This window comes from Psychrobacter sp. AOP30-A2-5 (assembly GCF_052378115.1).
Taxonomy (GTDB): domain Bacteria; phylum Pseudomonadota; class Gammaproteobacteria; order Pseudomonadales; family Moraxellaceae; genus Psychrobacter.
The window spans coordinates 17,922-36,370 of the sequence record NZ_JBQSXK010000003.1 but is presented as its reverse complement, the minus strand read 5'-3'; the positions used below and the strand labels follow the sequence as shown (position 1 = coordinate 36,370).

The window sequence follows — 18,449 nt, the reverse complement described above, 5'->3', positions numbered from 1 at the left end:
GTATTATTTGATGTTATAGAATATCGGTTTTAATAAAAATATGGCTATGGGTAGTGCAGCTAGGCGGGACACAAGGCGTAACCCAAGCCACGATGGGTATGGATAACATCAATGCTCGCGTCGACGGTCGCTAGTTGCTTACGAATGGACTTGATATGACTGTCTATAGTTCTCGCTAAGCGATGATCGGGATAGTCGCTCACAGCGCCGAGCAGTTGCTCACGACTAAAGACTTGATTGGGTGCTTTTAACAGGGTCAATAAGATTTTGCGTTCGGTGTTACTTAGCTCAAGCTTCTGCTCTTGCCACATTAACGAATAATTAAGCGGTTGGTAGTGCCAGATGCCAGACTGACATTCAAAGGTTAACGCCTGCCCCGACATAGTATTTGGAGAGGCAGGGTTGACTGTATCGCTGGCTTCTGTTGTATGGGAGGTGGAGGACTGAGACAATAATTGCTCACGTCGCCAAATGGCTTTTAGACGGGCAACCAACTCGCGCGGGCTAAAGGGCTTGGCACAATAGTCATCGCCGCCCATCTCTAAACCCAAAATACGATCGACCTCATCGCTACGAGCCGTCAAGAAGATGATAGGAATGTCTTTTAAGCCGTTAATATCAGGGGTGTGGCGTATTTGTTGACAGAGACTGAGACCATCGCCATCTGGCAACCCAACATCTAAAATAATCGCCGATAGATTTTGCGCTTCAGCGCTTTTATGTAAATTGCGCAGCATTGGTAATACACTGCTCGCATTATCGAGCCAAGTGATTTGCCAGCCTTCACGCTTGCAAGTGACTTTCAGTGACATCGCGATAGCAGGATCGTCTTCTACCAGTAAAATATGGGTCATAAGCGTTATATCGCTATATAAAGAAAAACTATTTAAGATGAAGGGGTTATTAATATCTAATGAGATACGAACATTGAAAAATGAGTGTAGGGCATCATACAGTAGTAGCTAGAGTGTTATCTAGGTTGATAAATTTATCGTAGCACAAAAGTCGCACTCGCTTTTGCTATCAGGCCTTAAAAGATGTGAAAAGTTGATGGAAATTGGCATTATTAGCGAAGATTTTTTTGACTAGCGGTTTTGATGAAAGGCTGTAAAATAATCAGTATTATTATAAAAAATATTGAAATATAGTGCGAATGTCAGTTTTACTAAAAATAAGTTTGATGTACCTACCATTTTTATTTAAAGGAATTTAAAAATATGAGTGACTATTTAGATGCGGTCATCGTTGAGCATAATCCAACGCAAAAAAAGATAGATAGAGCCGTTATTTGGCTACATGGTTTAGGCGCGAGTGGTCATGATTTTGAGCCAGTGGTACCACAGCTCGGTTTAGCGGATAATATGGCAGTGCGTTTTATTTTCCCGCATGCACCAAAGCGCCCAGTGACGGTGAATGGTGGTATGGTAATGCCAGCATGGTACGACATCTTAGAGATGAGCCTAGAGCGTAAAGTCGATGTCGCTCAGATTGAAGAGTCTGCGCAGCAAATCCGTGATTTGATCAGCCGTGAGATAGAGCGTGGTGTTAAGCCTGAACACATTGTAATCGCAGGATTTTCGCAAGGTGGAGCAGTGGCATATCATGTGGCACTTGGCTACCCGCAGCGTTTAGCTGGCTTGATGACACTCTCTACTTATCTAGCGACTAATGATAATATTAGCTATAGCGCTGCTAATAAAGACATGCCAGTATTGATTGAGCATGGTACGCATGATCCAGTTGTTCCTGTAATTTTGGGCGAGCAGGCGCAGCAGTTATTATCCGCTAAAGGCTATAATGTTGCTTATCATACTTATCCGATGGCACATCAAGTTTGCATGCCGCAGATTCAAAATATTGGTAAATGGCTAAATAAAGTACTGGCTTAGAGAGTTCAGCTGTAACGTAATGTAATATAGATATTATATATGTTGAAAGTCGACCTATAAGTCCTATATAATAGATGACCTTATTGGGGATGTTCTGGCTTCGACGCTGGTAATGAAACTCAATGATGCATGTCGAGAGTATATGTCCTCTCGTTAATCAAACATATATTGTTATAGTCGCAAACGACGAAAATTACGCTCTAGCAGCTTAAATCCTGTTTACATGGTTTAAACCTGTTTACTTAGTTGCTGATCACCTACAGTTAGTCAACTAAGTTGAAGCGTCCGCATGTAGGCTCGCCACAAGAGATTGTCTCAATCGCTTGGGTTCAAAAGTAGAGAATCGTCCAATCCATCCTGACTGTCGGATCGGTGCGGATTAAATCTAAAGACAGAAACTAAACATGTAGATTCATGAGCGTAATGCTGGCGGACGCGGGTTCAACTCCCGCCATCTCCACCAAATATTAAAAATCCGACCACTTAATGTGGTCGGATTTTTTTTGGTTTAATTTTAAATGTAGATAGTTGAAATAAAAGTTAAAAGGGACAATCAACTGATTCTTCATTAGCAAAAAAAGTTATTTCGTAATTATAAGTATTATTGACGCAAATCTGTGCATCATTAACAGCATCAAATTGCTCGGCTGTTAAAATGATAGCCATTGTAAAATCTATCACTTGCTGTGGCGATCTCAAATCTTTAGTTAAGTCATTAGCAGTAAAATGAATCTTAGCGATGTGGTTCTCAATTTTCACTGTAAAATTTTCATTGCCGAAATTACTAGACTCAAACCCTAGTTTTTTCTCTTCTGGTGTTAAACCGTTCAAGTATTCTTGAATAGTGTTCTTTAGTGGTGAATCTTTATCTACATGTCGAATAACATAGACATAGTCATCTATATTTGGGTTTATAAAGTATACTTTGACCGCTAGTTTATCTTTAATTGACTGCTTGCTCATTTTATTAAGATAGCTTTTATAGTTTTTGGTATATATTTTTTCGATGAGAGTATCAGGTTCATTAGCAAGATGAGGTTCTGTAGCAGCTATATATTCATCCACGAACGGCCATAGAAAATAGGATGAACAAGCATCACTTTGACATATCAAGTTTAAATTATTATGATTTTTATCAATTAATTCAATTCTAGAATTAGGATAGATATTCGCTTCATATACCTTATCTTTGTATGTAATTTTAGTGGAAGCTGTAAATGCAAAATCAATAGGAGACAAATCACGAATATTATTAATAGTGCCGTTATATTCTTTAAGGTTTTTTAAGTTTATGATACTGTCAAACTCATTAAAATTCTTCCAGTAGTCACATAATAAGAGTTGATCATTATTAAGTTCGAAATCATCACAGTTTAAGGTAATATTATATTGAACACTATTGGATTCTCGATTGATAGATGCTTCTGAATTTGCTGGATTGCTGCAGCCAGTTATTAATAATATAACTGTTGTGATAAATATTTTTTTTATATAGAGAAACATCATTGTTCCTTAGGAAATTTTGAATGAAATACAAGCTTTGGTTTACGGTAAGGCGCTGGTTTAGGTGGTGGCGGAGGGTTAGGTAAATATTTTTTCATTGAGATCCAAACAAATCTACCTTCGTAATCTGTCTTACTACACAAGTCTTCATGAAAATGGACTTGATCATAAGTCAAGTTGAAATGCTTCATTAGTCCAACTAGCAAACAGGCGACGGACTTAGCATGCTTTTCAGTTAGCTCCTCCCATTTCTCTTTATTCTCATAATATAATCCAGATACTTCAATGCCTATAGCAGTTGAATTACTGAGCTATGCTGAAGAAACCGTAGAGATAAACTTGGTAAACTAAGCATATTCACAGGAGTTTACCATGACCAAGAAAATTAGAACCTATAGTACGGAATTCAAAGCAGAAGGCGTCAAGAAGATAGCGGACAACGATGGGAATATTTCAGCGACTGCGAAGCAGCTTGGTATCGCCATGCAGACCTTATCTAATTGGCACAATAAAGCCAAACTTGCAGGAACAGCTCGATATGATCCTGAACTCATAGCGGTGATCGAAGAAAACAAGCGTCTTAAACGACAGCTCAAAGTTGCTGAAGAGGAACGAGAGATCCTAAAAAAGGCCACGGCTTACTTTGCAAATGAGGAACGTTAAGAAACAGTCTGGGAGACTGTTTTAGTGATGCAAGACGTAGGGCTATGCCCGCAGTTATAGTTAGTCAGGTACGCCTTTATCAAAGATAACCCGCACTTCTTTAGCATCACCACTATGTGCCGCGTGCTAAGTGTTAAGCCATCAAGTTATTACGACTGGATAAATCGCGATATCAGCGACCAACAGATACATCGTAACCAGTCTGAGCTACTGGTTAGGGCCGCTCACGAGTTTCACTGTGAGCGATATGGTGTTGAGCGACTGCATGCAAAGCTCATAGAGCAAGGCATGATATTAGCTTGTACATGGTCAGACGTATCAAAGAAGAACATGGCATCAAATGCCGTCGCCACAAACGCTTTAAAGTAACTACGGATTCAAACCATAATAAAATGGTTTATCCAAACGTGTTGAATCAGCAGTTTGACGCTAAGCGTCCTAATGAGTCTTGGGTCAGTGATATCACCTATATTTGGACCAATGAGGGGTGGCTGTATTTAGCAGGTGTTAAAGATCTCTACACCAAAGAGTTTGTCGGCTACGCTATTAATAAGCGCATGACAGCAGACTTAGTATGCCGTGCGCTTAATATGGCCATTAAGAACAAACGTCCAAGCCAAGGGCTGATTGTGCATTCTGATAGAGGCAGTCAGTACTGTAGCCATGCGTATCACAAGATCATCGAGCAGCATCATTTTAAAGGCTCAATGAGTGGTAAAGGTAATTGCTTTGACAATGTTCCGATAGAAAGCTTCTGGGATACATTAAAGAATGAGCTTGTATACCATCAAGAGCATAAAACAAGGTTTACAGCGACTGAACCGCCCCGAGTATATCGGAGAGTGATTTACTTGAGTCAGGCAGCAATACCTGACAGGGTTAAGTTATCATAATACCACTTTTCAAACTCAAAAGGCGAGACATAACCAATCGTGCTATGTAAACGTGTTATATTGAACCAATCTACCCACTCAAGGGTTGCCAGTTCAACATCGTTGACGCCAGTCCAGTTCTGCTTTAAATAATGAATCACCTCAGCCTTGTACAGCCCATTGACCGTTTCAGCCAAGGCATTGTCGTATGAATCGCCTGTAGTACCGACCGAAGCAATCATGCCACAGTCTGTCATCCTCTCAGTGTAGCGAATGGATAAATACTGAACGCCTCGATCACTATGATGAATCACGTCTTTGGAATTGTTTCTGTCTGCTATTGCTTGGTTCAATGCTGCCATTACCATATCGGTGTTCATGCGATTAGAAACTTTCCAGCCCACAATAGCGCGAGCAAACACATCAATAACAAAAGCAGTATATACCCAGCCGCTTGTTGTCTTGATGTAGGTGAAGTCCGCTACCCAAAGCTGGTTAGGACGATGCGCCTTGAAGTTGCGATTGACCAAGTCATCAGCGCGCTGCTGGTCGTCACGGCTGTTGGTGGTAATCTTGCCCTTACCACGCGAGATACCTTGTAAGCCATGCTGTCTCATTAATCGCTCTATTATGGTACACCGAGCAATCTTTAACCCATCAGCTTTCATCTGCTGCCATACTTTACGCACACCATAACGGCATTTACTGTCCTGCCAGATGCGTTTAATCTCGCTGAGATAATAGTCGTCATGCTGTCTGCGCAGTGAACGCTTTTCAGGACTGTTTTCTAGGTCTTTAGCACGGTGATAAGTTGACGGGGCTATCGGTAGCACTCTACAGATCAGCTCGACCCCATAACTACCTCTATAGTCATCAATAAACTGAACCATTACTTGTGTGGGCGGCCGAGCTCCGCCTGGGCGAAAAAAGCAGCAGCCTTACGTATAATCTCATTGGCTTGCTTGAGCTCTTTATTCTCGCGTTCAAGCTCTTTGATGCGTTCTTTGTCGCTTTGCGCTTGCACTGAGGCGGGAATGGTTTGGTCTATGTGCTTTTTATGCCATGATCGCAGGGTTTCAGGTGTACAGCCAATCTTAGCGGCAATGGCTTGAATGGCTGACCATGTGGAGGGATAGTCGTTTGCTGCTTCGATCAGCATACGAACGGCGCGTTCTTTAATCTCAGGAGTGTAGGTTTGTCTTTTCATTGTCGTATTCTCTCAGAATATTAAGTCTCCGACAATCCCGGGGCGGTTCACAAGTGTTACGAAGCATTAAAGATGGCATGACCATTAGAGAAGCAGCTAACTTTTATCAGCTTAGCACAAGCTCGATTCACAGCTGGCAGCAGAGCTTAGTTCCTAAAACCACCAGAAATAAAGCACCGACTAAAATATCAAATCAAGCCTTATTGAAAGATGTTGAGCAGCATCCAGACGATTATATGTACGAGCGAGCACGGCGTTTAGGCTGTAGTAAATCAGGTATAGAAGCCGCATTAAAACGGCTAGGTATCAGTCAAAAAAAAGACCTTAGAACATCCAAAAGCCTGCTTGATAAAAAGAGCTAAGTATCTCAATCATTTAAATGATTATATGACTCAAGGCTATCCCATCGTTTATATGGATGAAAGCGGTTTTGAAGCTGAAACTATCAGACCTTACGGATACTCACCGATAGGCAAACCCTGCATCGACAGCTACAATTGGCAAGCAAAAAAGCGTACTAATGTCATCGGTGCTTTGTATAAAAAGATGCTGTTTGCGCTTGATTACTTTGAACAAAATATCAACAGCCATATATTTTATGACTGGTGCAAGTTCACGCTAATTCCAAGTCTCAAGACCAAATGCGTGATCGTTATGGATAATGCCCGCTTTCATAAGAGCACGCGTATTCAAAAACTACTGAACAGGCACGGCCATCGTATTTTATGGCTGCCACCCTACAGTCCTGATCTAAATCCCATTAAGAAAAAATGGGCACAAGCTAAGTTCCTACGACAAGGGTGGATGGAGAATAATCTACCTGAACTATTTTATGATATGGGCTGTTCCAGTTTTATTGTGGATTGACCATCCTATTATGTTCCACCTGACTTTCTGGTTACATCGTTTTAGAATGATTAATAGTTATTTTTTCAGAACATGAGGTTAGTAATAAAATGAGCGCAATAGGAAGAATTAATAATATGGTAGATATATCTGTTTTATTTACTATTAACCACAGCCTTCAAAATAACGGATGTGAGGGTTAAAATTAAGGCTCATGCTTAAAACTTTTCCAGTAGAAATATCGTAACGAATACCTATTTTTTTAGAGCTATCAGTCCAATAGATGAATATAGGGCCGTCAGTATGCGGACTATCCAGTGTTTCGTCAGGCTGCTTGTTATGTAGATTCATAACAGTTTCAACAGTATCTCCAATTTTGACACCTGTATATGACGTAAAACTATCAAAATTAGTAGTACCACTTTTAGAGACACCGACACCAGTTAACATGTCATCAAAAAACTGAAAAGATAGTGAGTACTGATGATCTGGATACAGATTAGAGTTTGCGAGGAAACAGTTATCAATACCTTCTAACTGACTCTCAAATTCAATAAATTCATTCGGTTTAAACTTTTGTCCTAGAGAAATATTACCAATACCATCTTTATTTAAAACATATTTTTTTTGTGCAGGTTTAATCAGCTGAATATCTTCTGATGTATCCTTTATTTTACTACTAGTTGTTTCCTTAGATGGTAAGTTGGAATAGTTCTTTTCTTCAAGATCTTTAAGACGTAACCAACCTGTTTTTGAACCTTTCAGGTAAGAAGTTTCTATCCAGCTATCCTTAGTAGATAGTACCTCAATTTCATCACCTGCTATGAAGTATGAAGAAGTTTTACTGTTAAGATCGGGTTGTTTATAGATAAAAGCCTTTTTTACATTTACAGTATATTCTGTAGTTTGTAATTCAGGAATTATATTTGATGTAGAGGTAGATATCTGTTGATTGATATCTTTAAGTAGTACTGCATGTTTGCGAGCAGAAACACCTAAGTCAGCAGGAAATTCTTTAAGCGTCCAAATCACTTTGTCTTTTTCTAAATTTAAAGTTGCTTTGCCTTGTATGTTATTGAATGAGCTATCAAATGTTATTAAATATTGCTTATCATTTATAGAAACACCTTGAAAGTCATTGAGGCAGTCAACTTTCTTGCCATACTTACTAATGTAACAATATTTACCTTCAATATTTGACGTAGATATTTCATTTATATCTATAGATAAAGATGAAATGGGCTCTTTGTTAGAGTCGTAAGTATCAACACTCCATTTACCGAGATACTGTAAGTATTTATGGTTGCTTGATTGATTAGAGGTAGGTAAGACGTTATCTTGCTGGTGATTAACCGTTTCTGAACTACAACTAGATTGAATTAATATCAAAAATGAAAATACGAGTATTTTCTTAAAAACGGTCATAGTTAATTCCTTATATCTTTTGCGATAAATTATGTCTAGTTATATGAATTAAATTTTAAATATTAGCATTTAAACAACTTTCAACTCTATTGAGCCAACCTTTAATGTACTTACTATTTTTAGGTCTGTTTTTTACAAGCATATGGTAATATTCTCTTCGAATGGCCGCTATTCTTTCAAGTAATAATTTTTGGTTTTCGATATTGTTTACAGCTTGTATGGTTTTGGATCCGATAGCGCCATCAATAATACCAATGTCTTGTTTGAATTCACTAGTAAGTAATTTTTGAACCTCTTTTCCAGCTCCACCAGAAGTAATTGTCCAGTCATATATCATTAAACCAACCTTGTCGTTTACAACTTTACAGAACCCTTTAGGCTCCCAATACCTTTTACGATAAATAATTTCAGCTTGTTCAGACGTTATATTTTTTAAGTTACTTGTAGTGGGTTCAAGACCTAAATCAGATTTAGCGTATGTCAACCATGTTTTCCACGCAATACCCATATTTGTCTTACCACCTTTGTCAGTTGGATCATCAACATAACCACCTTCGTGACGAAGAATAATTTTAGAAATCTTATGGAATTTCTTTGTACAATCATTTGTGGGTTGAGCATTCTCGTTTTCAGGTCTTTTATGGATAACATCGATATCTTTTATATTTGCAACTAGTCCTTGAAGGTGAAGGTGATTGTCATGTCCTTCATAAGGTCCACAGTGAGGCAAAATATATCTTTTATCTATACCTGCTTTAGTATTAGTAAAATATACACTAAGCATTTTTACTATTGAGCCTTTAGTTCTTTTTCTTTTGCCCCACCCAAAATCATGCATGGTATTAACAAGTTTTACATTTCTATCGTGATCGTATTGAGAGTTGTAATCACGATTGCCTAATATCATATCTAAAGCTTTTTTATCTTTTCTGAGGTATCTCATATCAACACATACACCGTTAATATGGCTACTGCTAGGGCCAGGGCTTCCATCAATTTTACTAGCTCCATTAAAAGAGATATCATCGTATCCCAACTTGCACAGAGCGCCTAAAAATGCAGCCATCACAACCCCAGATAAATAATAGCGTTGATACTCTGCAGAATTCATAAATATATTATAGCCAACATTCCCTTTCCTATATTTAGATAATCTTTTTTCTTTATCTGCTACTGATATATTATTATCATCGACACCATCACTTGTTTTATCTCCACCGATATTGACTAGATGAACAGAACTGCTACCTTTCTTTATGTATTTTGTCTTTCCTAAGTAATGCTTATTTCCTGCTTCATCATAATAAATAAACGCAGCGTAGCCAACTGCTTGCCCATTAGCACGTTCAATACGACCATCATAATAGATATGATAAACGGTCGTCTTGCTATCATAAGTAATTTGTTCGGCAGGATTGCCCTTTTGATTGTTACCCGAATTCTTGTTCAGTTCTACATCGGGTATATCTACTTTTGGCTTTGTAGGAGTCGGAGTTGGTATTGATGGTTTAGACGCAGGTGGGTTATTATTGCCAAGAGTGTCATTATCAAGATCACCTAGTTTATCTTTTATATTGTCTACGGTATCTTTTACAGAATCTTTGAGACTGTCTAAACCATCATTTATTTTATCTTTCCAGTCTTTATCATTTTTTTCTGAACTTGATTGAGCTTTAGAATTAATTTTTAAAACTTGTCCTTCACGAATTTCATGGCGATTACTAATGTTATTTATTTTTTCTAGATCAGAAACAGACTCACCACTTCGTTCAGCAATTTTACTTAATGTATCTCCTGATTTTACTTTGTAAGTAATAGTCGTTATTTTATTGGCCTCAGTATTCTCATCTACTGATCTTTCCTTGTCTCCGCCATTGAAAGGAACTTTAATCCATTTTCCCGCATATATCTTATTAATGTTATTTATTTTTGGATTGAGATTCTTTAATTCTACTACACTGGTATTGTGCCTTTTGGCAATACCTTCTAAGGTATCCCCTGCAACCACTTGGTAATCTTTACGCTTAATACTACCAGCACTGTCACCATGTTTTCTAAGCTGTGAGTCAATTAGAATAGCACTAACTCTCGCTCTTATTTTAAGTTTGCTTTTCTCAGTTGAAGGCAACGGTAAGCAGGCAATCTTTTGAAAGTCTTTTGTTCCTATTTTTACATACAGACAGACATTAGTATTTATTGGTTTAACAAATTCGTAAGTTTCACCTTTACTATTAGTTTTACCTTTAACTAAGTGGCTTTCTTTATAGTTTTTAACTATGGTAACTTTATACTCAATATTTTTTAAAAGTTTGCTATTGAAATCAAGCAATATGAATCCTGCCGTAATTTGCTTTTGACTGTTTGACACTATTCTTCATCCTCTAAAAGATTAATATCTTCTGCTGGCGCTTGACAATTGCATTCTTCATCAGAATATTCAAATTCAACTTCTTCTAATTGGTTACTATGTTCATAATCTTCTTCATCTTCAATATCATATTCTAATGTCCAATTATCTAGGTATCCAACCAAAACATCTGCCTTTTTAGATTCCATAGATATCAGTCGACCAGTACGTCCATGCTCATCTAACGTTCCTTCAACGATTTGGCCATCATCTAGCGTTGCCACATAGTCAACTTCACTAAAATTGGCATGATAAAACAAATCATAAACATCAAGCTTATTACTAAACAACGGAACAGTCTCAGGCATCATCGGTAATGAATAATTAGCTCTTGCCCCACTCACCAGCTCTTTCTTCACCGCCTGCACTTTAATCGTCCCCGGACATATCAGCTTAATCCCGCTGTCATCGATGGTAATCGAAGCACCAGCTGAGGTTTGCAGCTTAATGCGCTTAGGACTACTTATGTTAACCTGTCCCGACTCACTACCAATCGTCATACCTTGTTGACTGTGCAATTGCAACTCACCGCCCTGTGCCTGAATACCAAGTGGCTCTCTATTGGCGCTGATATGTAAGCCTGATAGATCGACTTGACCACCGACGCCTGAGAGTGAGTCAATCGTATTTGCCGTCAGCGTATAATTCCCTGCCACCACATCCGACTGAGTAGCGCCTGATTGCCTGACGATAGTCTTAGCCGTCCACAGCGTATTATTTGCTGACGCTAAGATACTGTCTTTGCTGACTAACATGACATCGGCTGCGCCTAACACTTCCGTATTTAGCGTCTCATCGATGATTTGTGCGCTGATTTTAAACGCTTCTATCGATTGATTGGCGGTCTGCATGGCTGCCGTGGATTGCAAGTGTGCTTGTTTGGCTTCTTTTAATGTCTCACTGAGCTCAGCTCCTAAGCCTAATTGCCGCTGTCCTGCATCATTGACCCAAGCAGACTCGTGCTCGCTTTGACTATGTCTGATATCAAAGGTGGATAGCAGTACACCGGTATCACCACTGATCTGTAGTCCATGGTCGGTTGCTAGATTAATACCTTGACCACTGGTTGATGATTGATGATTGCTATAACGATGACGCAGTACGCCAAGCTCAAGCACGTGCTCATCAGGGGCAAAGGTGGCGCTAGAAGTGATGGTTGGTGTCTCAGCATTGGCACGTGATTCTGTATTCACCGACCACTGCATTCCTGTCTGGTTGGGCGTATCATCAAAGCTTAGGGTCACTTCAGACTCAGAAGTCAGCCCATATTGAGCGATACCAGAGATCCATCCACTGTGAGTATCATCTTCATTAATTTGCGAATGACCCAAACCACCACCATGCCACCTAGGAGAAGATCCGCCTTGTAAGTTATGTCGATTAGATAAGCCTGCATCACGAGTGGTGATGTCTTTGTCATCGACATCGCCCATACCGATACCGTCATAAAGCGACCTGCTAATCACAGGACTGTCTATATCACCGTACCAATGATTAAGGAGAACCGACTGCCCAAGCCTTGGCGCAAACTGCCAACCATGCGTGCTACCGGATGACAGTTGCAATGCGCGCAGGGGCGGGGTAGTGCCATCATCATGAGGGCTGATACCTGACCAGACAGGCGTGGTGATGGTTTGCTGTAGATTGTCAGTGCTGACACTTGAGTCATAGCTGGGCGAGGCTGATAAACTGGTGTCACCAGTGCGCGCTTGGGCGAGACCCGTGTAAGTGCTACTGGCAAAGGATAAAGAACTGGGGCAAGGGCAATAAGGAATAGCAGCGTCAAGTAACGTCGCTGATACCCAAACCCCAGTATCGCGGGCGATGTCAAAGCCATGATCGGGTATTGAAAAGTGATTGTGATTCATTGCACGACAGTGCATATGCTGAGCAGTGCGCTGTAACCACTGCTTGATAAATACTTGATGATGGTATGAAACGCTATCATTGTCAGGCTCAATACCGATTAAGGTAACCGCGATACAATGGGTTGATAAGCTACCAATAGAGGGTAGGTTATTGATACTCACTGGACTACTGACGCTCAGACCACGCAGGGCACCCGTCGCTTGATAAGTTTCGCGCTGACAGCGATTCGCAGATATCCATTGCTCTGCTATATAAGTAGCGGCATCATCGCTGTGCACGCGAGACGGCGCACCAATTAATACCGTCGTGTCATCTATCGCAAGTGGCGACTCATCTACCGCTTGACCTTCATAAATCGTATCAGCCGCTAAGCCATCTGCTCGTACTATTACCCTATCACTGCCAAGTTGCTGCGACCTCATTTGTAGCGTATGGACACTATCTTGACCTGATTGTACGGATGATTGGGCATAACTATAGGTCAGCGGTATGAGCTCGCCTGTGTCTAAGCCATCAACTAACCACCACGTGCCAAGCTCATCGACGGAATTCCCTGATACCCATGAAGTCGATATACCAATATCAGCAAGCAGTCCAGTAACAAATTCATAGTCACTGGCATCCGACTGGGTGCGCATGTATAAAGGTGCCGATAAACGTGCGGATGATTCATCATCTGATGACAAAAGAGACTCAGATATTTGCCAATTTAAATCGTAATCACTAAGGATGAGGGTAATAATATCGAGCGTCGATTGATTGATAAAACTGCGGGTATGTATCGACTGTGCCAACTGACAATCGGGGCTAACAACTTCTAAAGTATAAAAGTGCATTGCGCCATCAGATTGCTGATAACGGATACTTCGTATCAGCCCAGTACGACAGCTAGCGGTACGATCAGCGGAAAACGTGGTTAAGCATATCGGAGCATTGATTAATGATAAACAAGCGTTCGATTCTATAAAATCATAACCAAACACTAGTATGTCAATATTGTCGGATCGATTAATACCGCTTGCACCGCAAAACGCAACAGGGTAAAAGGTGTTTATCGTTGAATTATCAGTATGAACGGTAATATTATGTAGACGATTGGTCTTAGAAGGCATAAGAAGGGTACCGTTACTGCGTATTTTATACCAAGAGAATGGCTTGAATGGGTGGCTTACTAAATTATTTATTAAGAAAAGTATAGAGTTTATTGAAATATTGTCAAGTATATGTATAATCAACCTCATTGATTTTTTATGATTAATGAACTTTAGTTATATTTATTTCTTTTAAAAATCTATCCTTTTATATTTTTAGTGATGATACTGTTGTTATGAATCCTATTTATCGTACTAAACTTGCCACCGCAGGTCTGCTATCAGTCTTACTTAGCGCGTCTTTATTGACAGCGGGTTGTGGCACCACTGCTCAGAAAAATGTACAAACCACGGTCAGCAAACCAATAGTGAAGCAGTTGAGTGAGCCTTCGCTTGCCTATTTGTCAAACGGCAATCAACTTAGCAGCGAAGCGTGGATGACTATTGCCAAAAATAACTATGAAAAAAAACGCTATGCACGGGCATTGAGAGCAGCTAATGAAGCTCTAAGCGTTGATAATGAAAGACTTGACGCACGTCAGCTTGCCATGCTCTCAGCAGTTAAAGTAATGGAAAGTAATATTGATGCTTATCACGATAATAGTTTGATGAATAGTGGTGATAAGGCGACACTGAATGAAACGCTCACCAATATCACCACTTTAGTTAACGCGTCTAATTAAAATAATGTTGAGCAGGCACATGTATTTATCTCACACTAATAATGGCGAGCACCGACTTACAATGACCAGTATCAGAAGCAATATTAGAGTCAGTTTTACGCTATCCAAAGCGTTTTTGGCAGGTCTGTTTATTATGGGTTCAGCAATGACTACCGCCCATAGTGAGCTTGTCATACAAGAGAAAGACCCCGGTTCTAGCATCATAAATCAATTTTCGGCACTCAAAAATGCTGATGCAAAATCACCGCAACTGCATCAACTGGTCGCGGATTTGAATCAAAGAGTATCTCGTAATCCTAATGACTCGCTAGCATGGGAGATTTTGGCGCAGATTTATTCTAACAATGGCTATCATGCTTATGTTGTTTACGCAGCCAGTGAAGCCATTGATCTGGGTCAAAGCACTGCTAAGCTAAAAAAGATACTACTCAATAGCAGCGCTATCGTCTCCCAAAGCCAACTGCAGTCAGATTATCTCACTGATGAAGTGGACGCAGCGTTTTTGAAGGAGTATCAGTACGCTTTAAGTAAAATATATGGTGATATCTATGTTTTCAATTACGATGAGTCTTTGCCGAAACCACCAGCGCCAGTCGTCAAGCCTAGAAGCGGTAAATCAGGCACTAAATCAAAACCTCAGCCCCAGGTGTCTGTAAAAAAAGCATCGAAGCCTATGAAAAAACCAGCCGTAAAAAAACCGCCACGACCACCAAAAGTTAAGCCTGTTACTAAACCTTCACCTACCAAAAAAAGTAACGCCAAATCGACTGATCCATTCAGTATATTGCGTTCAAACTAGACATTGCTGAGGTAACTTATTATGGCAAAGCAAGACAGTGTACAAAAGAAACTCGCAAAAGTACGTGCGCCTCGGGTGCATCTGACTTATGACGTTGAAGTAGGCGATGCGATCGAAACCAAGGAAATTCCTTTTGTCGTTGGCGTTTTGGGAGAGTTTTCAGGAGATTCCACCCTTGAACAACCGCGCTTTAAGGACAAAAAATTTGTCGAAGTAGATTTAGATACCTTCGATGAGGTGATGTCAGGTCTAGCACCGCGTGCGACCTTTCGAGTAAGCAATGACTTGAGTGATAAAGGCGGCGAATTCGCGGTTGATTTGGCATTCAATAGTATCAACGATTTTCGTCCTGAAGCGGTTGCTGATCAAATTGAGCCACTAAAGCAATTGGTACAAGCACGAGATCGCTTAGCAGATTTACGCAACAAAATATCAGCCAACGAAAAACTTGAAGACCTATTAGATGACGTGCTTAAGAACACTGAGCAAGTCAAAAAAATGGCGGAACAAAATCAAACCGATGGTGAGGATTAAACGATGAGTGCCCAAGCCCAGCAAAATCTAGCACCTGATGCGTTAAATAATGACAGTTACGACTTACTCGAAGAAATCGTCAATAAAAGTAACGTTGCCAAGTCTGATGACGAAAAAAATCGTGCCAAGTCGCAAATTGCGGAGCTTGCCAATGAAGTTATGCAAGGCACCGTAACGTTGTCAGATAATTTGGCTGCATCGATTGACGCGCGTATTGCCCAAATTGACGCGTTGATCTCCAAGCAGCTGACCACCGTCATGCACGCGCCCGAGTTTCAAAAGCTAGAGTCCAGCTGGCGCGGCTTGCATTATTTATGTAGCCAGACTCCGTCGGAATCCATGCTAAAGATTCGTATGATGAATACTACGAAGCGCGAACTGACTAAAGATTTTCAATCGTCAATTGATTTTGATCAAAGCACACTGTTTAAGAAAATATACGAAGAAGAGTTCGGTAGCTTCGGTGGTGAACCTTATGCCGCTATCGTTGGTGACTTTGAATTTACTCGCCAAAACTCAGACATGTATCTTCTTGAGCAATTGTCTCATGTTGCGGCCGCTTCTCATGCACCTTTTGTGTCGGCGGCTTCCGCTGAAATGTTTGGTCTCGACTCCTTTACCGACATTGGTCGCCCGCGAGATTTATCAAAGATATTTGAAACCGCTGAATATATACGCTGGCGCTCGTTCAGACAGTCGGAAGATGCGCGATATGTTGCGTTAACCGTGCCTAGCTTTTTAGGTCGTCTGCCTTACGATCCTAAAGATGGCACAGTAGTCGAAGGATTTAACTTTACGGAAGAGGTCTCTGGTAATAATCATGACGATTATCTATGGGTGAACGCGGCTTATGCCTTTGCTTCACGCTTGACGGCTGCTTTCTCTGACTATCGTTGGTGTGCTGCCATTCGCGGCGTTGAGGGTGGTGGCTTGGTTGAGGGGTTACCTGTTCATACCTTTAAGACGGATGAAGGGGATTTGGCGCTTAAATGTCCAACGGAAATCTCTATCACCGATCGCCGAGAAAAAGAGTTGAGCGACTTAGGATTTATCCCGTTAGTCCATTGCAAAAATACCAATTATGCTGCTTTTTTTGGGGCGCAGTCGGTGCAAAAAGCCAAAACTTATCAAAACGATGATGCTAATGCCAATGCTGCGCTATCGACGCAGATCCAATACATTATGGCGGTGTCACGTATTGCCCATTACCTAAAAGCAATGATGCGCGATAAGGTAGGTAGCTTCTTAGCACCTGGTAATGTTGAGTCGTTTTTAAATGACTGGATTTCTCGTTATGTCTTGCTAGATGACGGCGCCTCACAAGAAGCAAAAGCCCAGTACCCACTGCGCGAAGCTTCTGTACAAGTTGTAGAAGTGCCGGGTAAGCCTGGTGTCTACAAGTCCGTGGTCTTTTTGAGACCACACTTTCAACTTGACGAATTGTCTGTTTCTTTGCGTCTGGTCACTCAACTGCCGCAATCTAGCAACAGCTGATCGTTTATTAAAACTAACGTGAAATTTAAATTTTAAAAAAAGGTATGTGATATGAAAGATATTTATATTCAGTTCCGCGGTAAATATAAAATTGATGGCGAGTCTCGTGATAGCGAGCATAAAGGTTGGCTTGAAGTAAATACTTGGGATCACTTGATCCGTCAGCCAAAATCAGCGACAGCAAGTAGCGTTGGTGGCCATACTTCTGAGCGTTGTGAGCATGCTGACATGACGTTTATGAAAGATTTGGACTCGACCAGCCCTAAACTATGGGAAGCGTGTTCTGCTGGTTATACTTTTGATGAGATCCAAATTGATTTTTATCGTGCTAACGGTGACAAACGCGTTAAATATCTTGAAGTAAAACTTAAGCATGCGCTGATCGCAAGTGTCGAGCCAACGGTACGTTCTGAAGGCGTACCAATCGAAAAAGTCGGTATCAAATATGCTGCTGTTGAGTGGACTTACACCCAGCAAGATATCGATGGTACTGCTAAAGGCGCTGTGACTAAAAAATGGTCACTAGCCAACAACACTGCTACTTATACCGCCTAATTTAGGTTGTATCAGGTGTCATCTATTGTGTCGTACCGAAAAAGAAAGGTTTATATCTAGGCCTTTCTTTTTTGTTTGTTAAATAGGAATGATTATATCAATGAATTACGCTACTAACGCCTCTAACAAAGAAATTGGCTTTCGCCCAAATTTGTTTGAACAGTTATTTGATGATCAGCCTCGTCATTTGTCGCATGAGCTCGTGGTTCGTCGTCTTAATATCGATGAGCTAAAGTCTTCGGTCGCACGAGACCTTGAAGCTTTATTAAATACGCGCTGTGTGGTTTCTAGTAGATTGCAAAAGTATCAGCATGTGCGCTCATCAATATTGAATTTTGGCATATTGGATTTTGTGGGACTCAGCAGTGCCAATCCTACTGACTGTGATTATATCTGTCGCCAAATCGCCCAAACAGTCGAGCAACAAGATACCCGACTAAAAAATGTTCGCGTCTCGTTAGATATTGGCGCTGTTGATGTCAATCAACTGTGTTTTTCTATTGAAGCGTTATTAAAGGTTTATCCAGCACAAGAGCTGGTCAGTTTCGATGCATTCTTTGAGCCAAGCTCTCAGCGTTACTTAATAAAATAATCATTATCCCATTAATGAAA

Annotated in this window: 15 protein-coding genes, 1 other RNA gene, 1 pseudogene and 1 other annotated feature; of the genes and pseudogenes, 11 read left to right on the top strand and 6 right to left on the bottom strand. The window is 40.5% G+C overall.

Features of this window, described 5'->3' with window-relative positions; genetic code table 11:
* Positions 1-59 precede the first annotated feature (59 nt).
* The gene (locus ACT3S4_RS03820) at positions 60-854 is read right to left on the bottom strand and encodes a response regulator (protein WP_427546812.1); all 795 of its coding nucleotides are present in this window, start codon (positions 852-854) and stop codon (positions 60-62) included.
* 363 nt (positions 855-1,217) lie between these two features.
* Between ACT3S4_RS03820 and ACT3S4_RS03815 the strand changes: the two genes are divergently transcribed.
* Both ACT3S4_RS03815 and ssrA read left to right on the top strand, forming a co-directional pair.
* Positions 1,218-1,889 carry an alpha/beta hydrolase gene (locus ACT3S4_RS03815; RefSeq protein WP_426138142.1) on the top strand — a complete coding sequence of 224 codons (672 nt, stop codon included), beginning with the start codon at positions 1,218-1,220 and terminating at the stop codon, positions 1,887-1,889.
* Positions 1,890-1,974: 85 nt separating this feature from the next.
* Positions 1,975-2,352: a transfer-messenger RNA gene (ssrA, locus tag ACT3S4_RS03810) on the top strand.
* A 77-nt stretch (positions 2,353-2,429) separates the two neighbouring features.
* On the opposite strand, the gene ACT3S4_RS03805 is transcribed toward ssrA, so the two are convergent.
* Positions 2,430-3,392, bottom strand: coding sequence for a hypothetical protein (locus tag ACT3S4_RS03805; protein ID WP_444760491.1), 963 nt, complete (start codon positions 3,390-3,392; stop codon positions 2,430-2,432).
* Between the two features lie 372 nt (positions 3,393-3,764).
* Between ACT3S4_RS03805 and ACT3S4_RS03800 the strand changes: the two are divergent.
* Positions 3,765-4,948 (top strand): annotated as a pseudogene (locus ACT3S4_RS03800) (IS3 family transposase).
* Here the strand turns inward: ACT3S4_RS03800 and ACT3S4_RS03795 are convergent.
* Positions 4,912-6,134 (bottom strand): IS3 family transposase gene (locus ACT3S4_RS03795; protein WP_444760490.1). Its coding sequence is split into 2 segments (ribosomal slippage): positions 4,912-5,858 and positions 5,858-6,134, totalling 1,224 coding nucleotides; the frame shifts between segments, so codons are not numbered across the junction. The pseudogene ACT3S4_RS03800 and the gene ACT3S4_RS03795 overlap by 37 nt on opposite strands.
* Positions 5,743-5,859, bottom strand: a sequence feature (AL1L pseudoknot). It overlaps the preceding gene by 117 nt.
* 77 nt (positions 6,135-6,211) lie before the next feature.
* Between ACT3S4_RS03795 and ACT3S4_RS03790 the strand changes: the two genes are divergently transcribed.
* Both ACT3S4_RS03790 and ACT3S4_RS03785 read left to right on the top strand, forming a co-directional pair.
* The gene (locus tag ACT3S4_RS03790; RefSeq protein ID WP_444760489.1) at positions 6,212-6,496 is read left to right on the top strand and encodes an IS630 transposase-related protein; all 285 of its coding nucleotides are present in this window, start codon (positions 6,212-6,214) and stop codon (positions 6,494-6,496) included.
* Positions 6,480-7,001 carry an IS630 family transposase gene (locus tag ACT3S4_RS03785; protein WP_444760488.1) on the top strand — a complete coding sequence of 174 codons (522 nt, stop codon included), beginning with the start codon at positions 6,480-6,482 and terminating at the stop codon, positions 6,999-7,001. The genes ACT3S4_RS03790 and ACT3S4_RS03785 overlap by 17 nt, the downstream gene beginning before the upstream one ends.
* Positions 7,002-7,145: 144 nt before the next feature.
* On the opposite strand, the gene ACT3S4_RS03780 is transcribed toward ACT3S4_RS03785, so the two are convergent.
* From ACT3S4_RS03780 to ACT3S4_RS03770, 3 genes are read right to left on the bottom strand one after another with little or no spacing between them, the layout of a single operon-like run.
* Positions 7,146-8,405, bottom strand: coding sequence for a hypothetical protein (locus ACT3S4_RS03780; protein WP_444760487.1), 1,260 nt, complete (start codon positions 8,403-8,405; stop codon positions 7,146-7,148).
* A 55-nt stretch (positions 8,406-8,460) separates the two neighbouring features.
* On the bottom strand, positions 8,461-10,773 hold the full coding sequence (locus ACT3S4_RS03775; protein ID WP_444760486.1) for a LysM peptidoglycan-binding domain-containing protein: 2,313 nt from the start codon (positions 10,771-10,773) through the stop codon (positions 8,461-8,463).
* On the bottom strand, positions 10,773-13,793 hold the full coding sequence (locus ACT3S4_RS03770; RefSeq protein ID WP_444760485.1) for a DUF2345 domain-containing protein: 3,021 nt from the start codon (positions 13,791-13,793) through the stop codon (positions 10,773-10,775). The genes ACT3S4_RS03775 and ACT3S4_RS03770 overlap by 1 nt, the downstream gene beginning before the upstream one ends.
* Positions 13,794-14,008: 215 nt before the next feature.
* On the opposite strand from ACT3S4_RS03770, the gene ACT3S4_RS03765 reads away from it, so the two are divergent.
* The 6 genes from ACT3S4_RS03765 (at position 14,009) to tssE (ending at position 18,429) form a co-directional block, all read left to right on the top strand.
* On the top strand, positions 14,009-14,455 hold the full coding sequence (locus ACT3S4_RS03765; RefSeq protein ID WP_444760484.1) for a hypothetical protein: 447 nt from the start codon (positions 14,009-14,011) through the stop codon (positions 14,453-14,455).
* Between the two features lie 61 nt (positions 14,456-14,516).
* Complete coding sequence (locus ACT3S4_RS03760; RefSeq protein WP_444760483.1) at positions 14,517-15,254, top strand: hypothetical protein; 738 nt, start codon at positions 14,517-14,519, stop codon at positions 15,252-15,254.
* 21 nt (positions 15,255-15,275) lie between these two features.
* Positions 15,276-15,788, top strand: a complete 513-nt coding sequence (tssB, locus tag ACT3S4_RS03755) for a type VI secretion system contractile sheath small subunit (RefSeq protein ID WP_045448203.1) — start codon at positions 15,276-15,278, stop codon at positions 15,786-15,788.
* Between the two features lie 3 nt (positions 15,789-15,791).
* Positions 15,792-17,282, top strand: a complete 1,491-nt coding sequence (tssC, locus tag ACT3S4_RS03750) for a type VI secretion system contractile sheath large subunit (RefSeq protein WP_444760482.1) — start codon at positions 15,792-15,794, stop codon at positions 17,280-17,282.
* A gap of 51 nt (positions 17,283-17,333) precedes the next feature.
* The gene (locus tag ACT3S4_RS03745; protein ID WP_025651832.1) at positions 17,334-17,837 is read left to right on the top strand and encodes an Hcp family type VI secretion system effector; all 504 of its coding nucleotides are present in this window, start codon (positions 17,334-17,336) and stop codon (positions 17,835-17,837) included.
* A gap of 100 nt (positions 17,838-17,937) precedes the next feature.
* Entirely contained in the window at positions 17,938-18,429 is a 492-nt protein-coding gene (tssE, locus tag ACT3S4_RS03740; RefSeq protein ID WP_045451932.1) for a type VI secretion system baseplate subunit TssE, read from the top strand.
* Positions 18,430-18,449 lie beyond the last annotated feature (20 nt).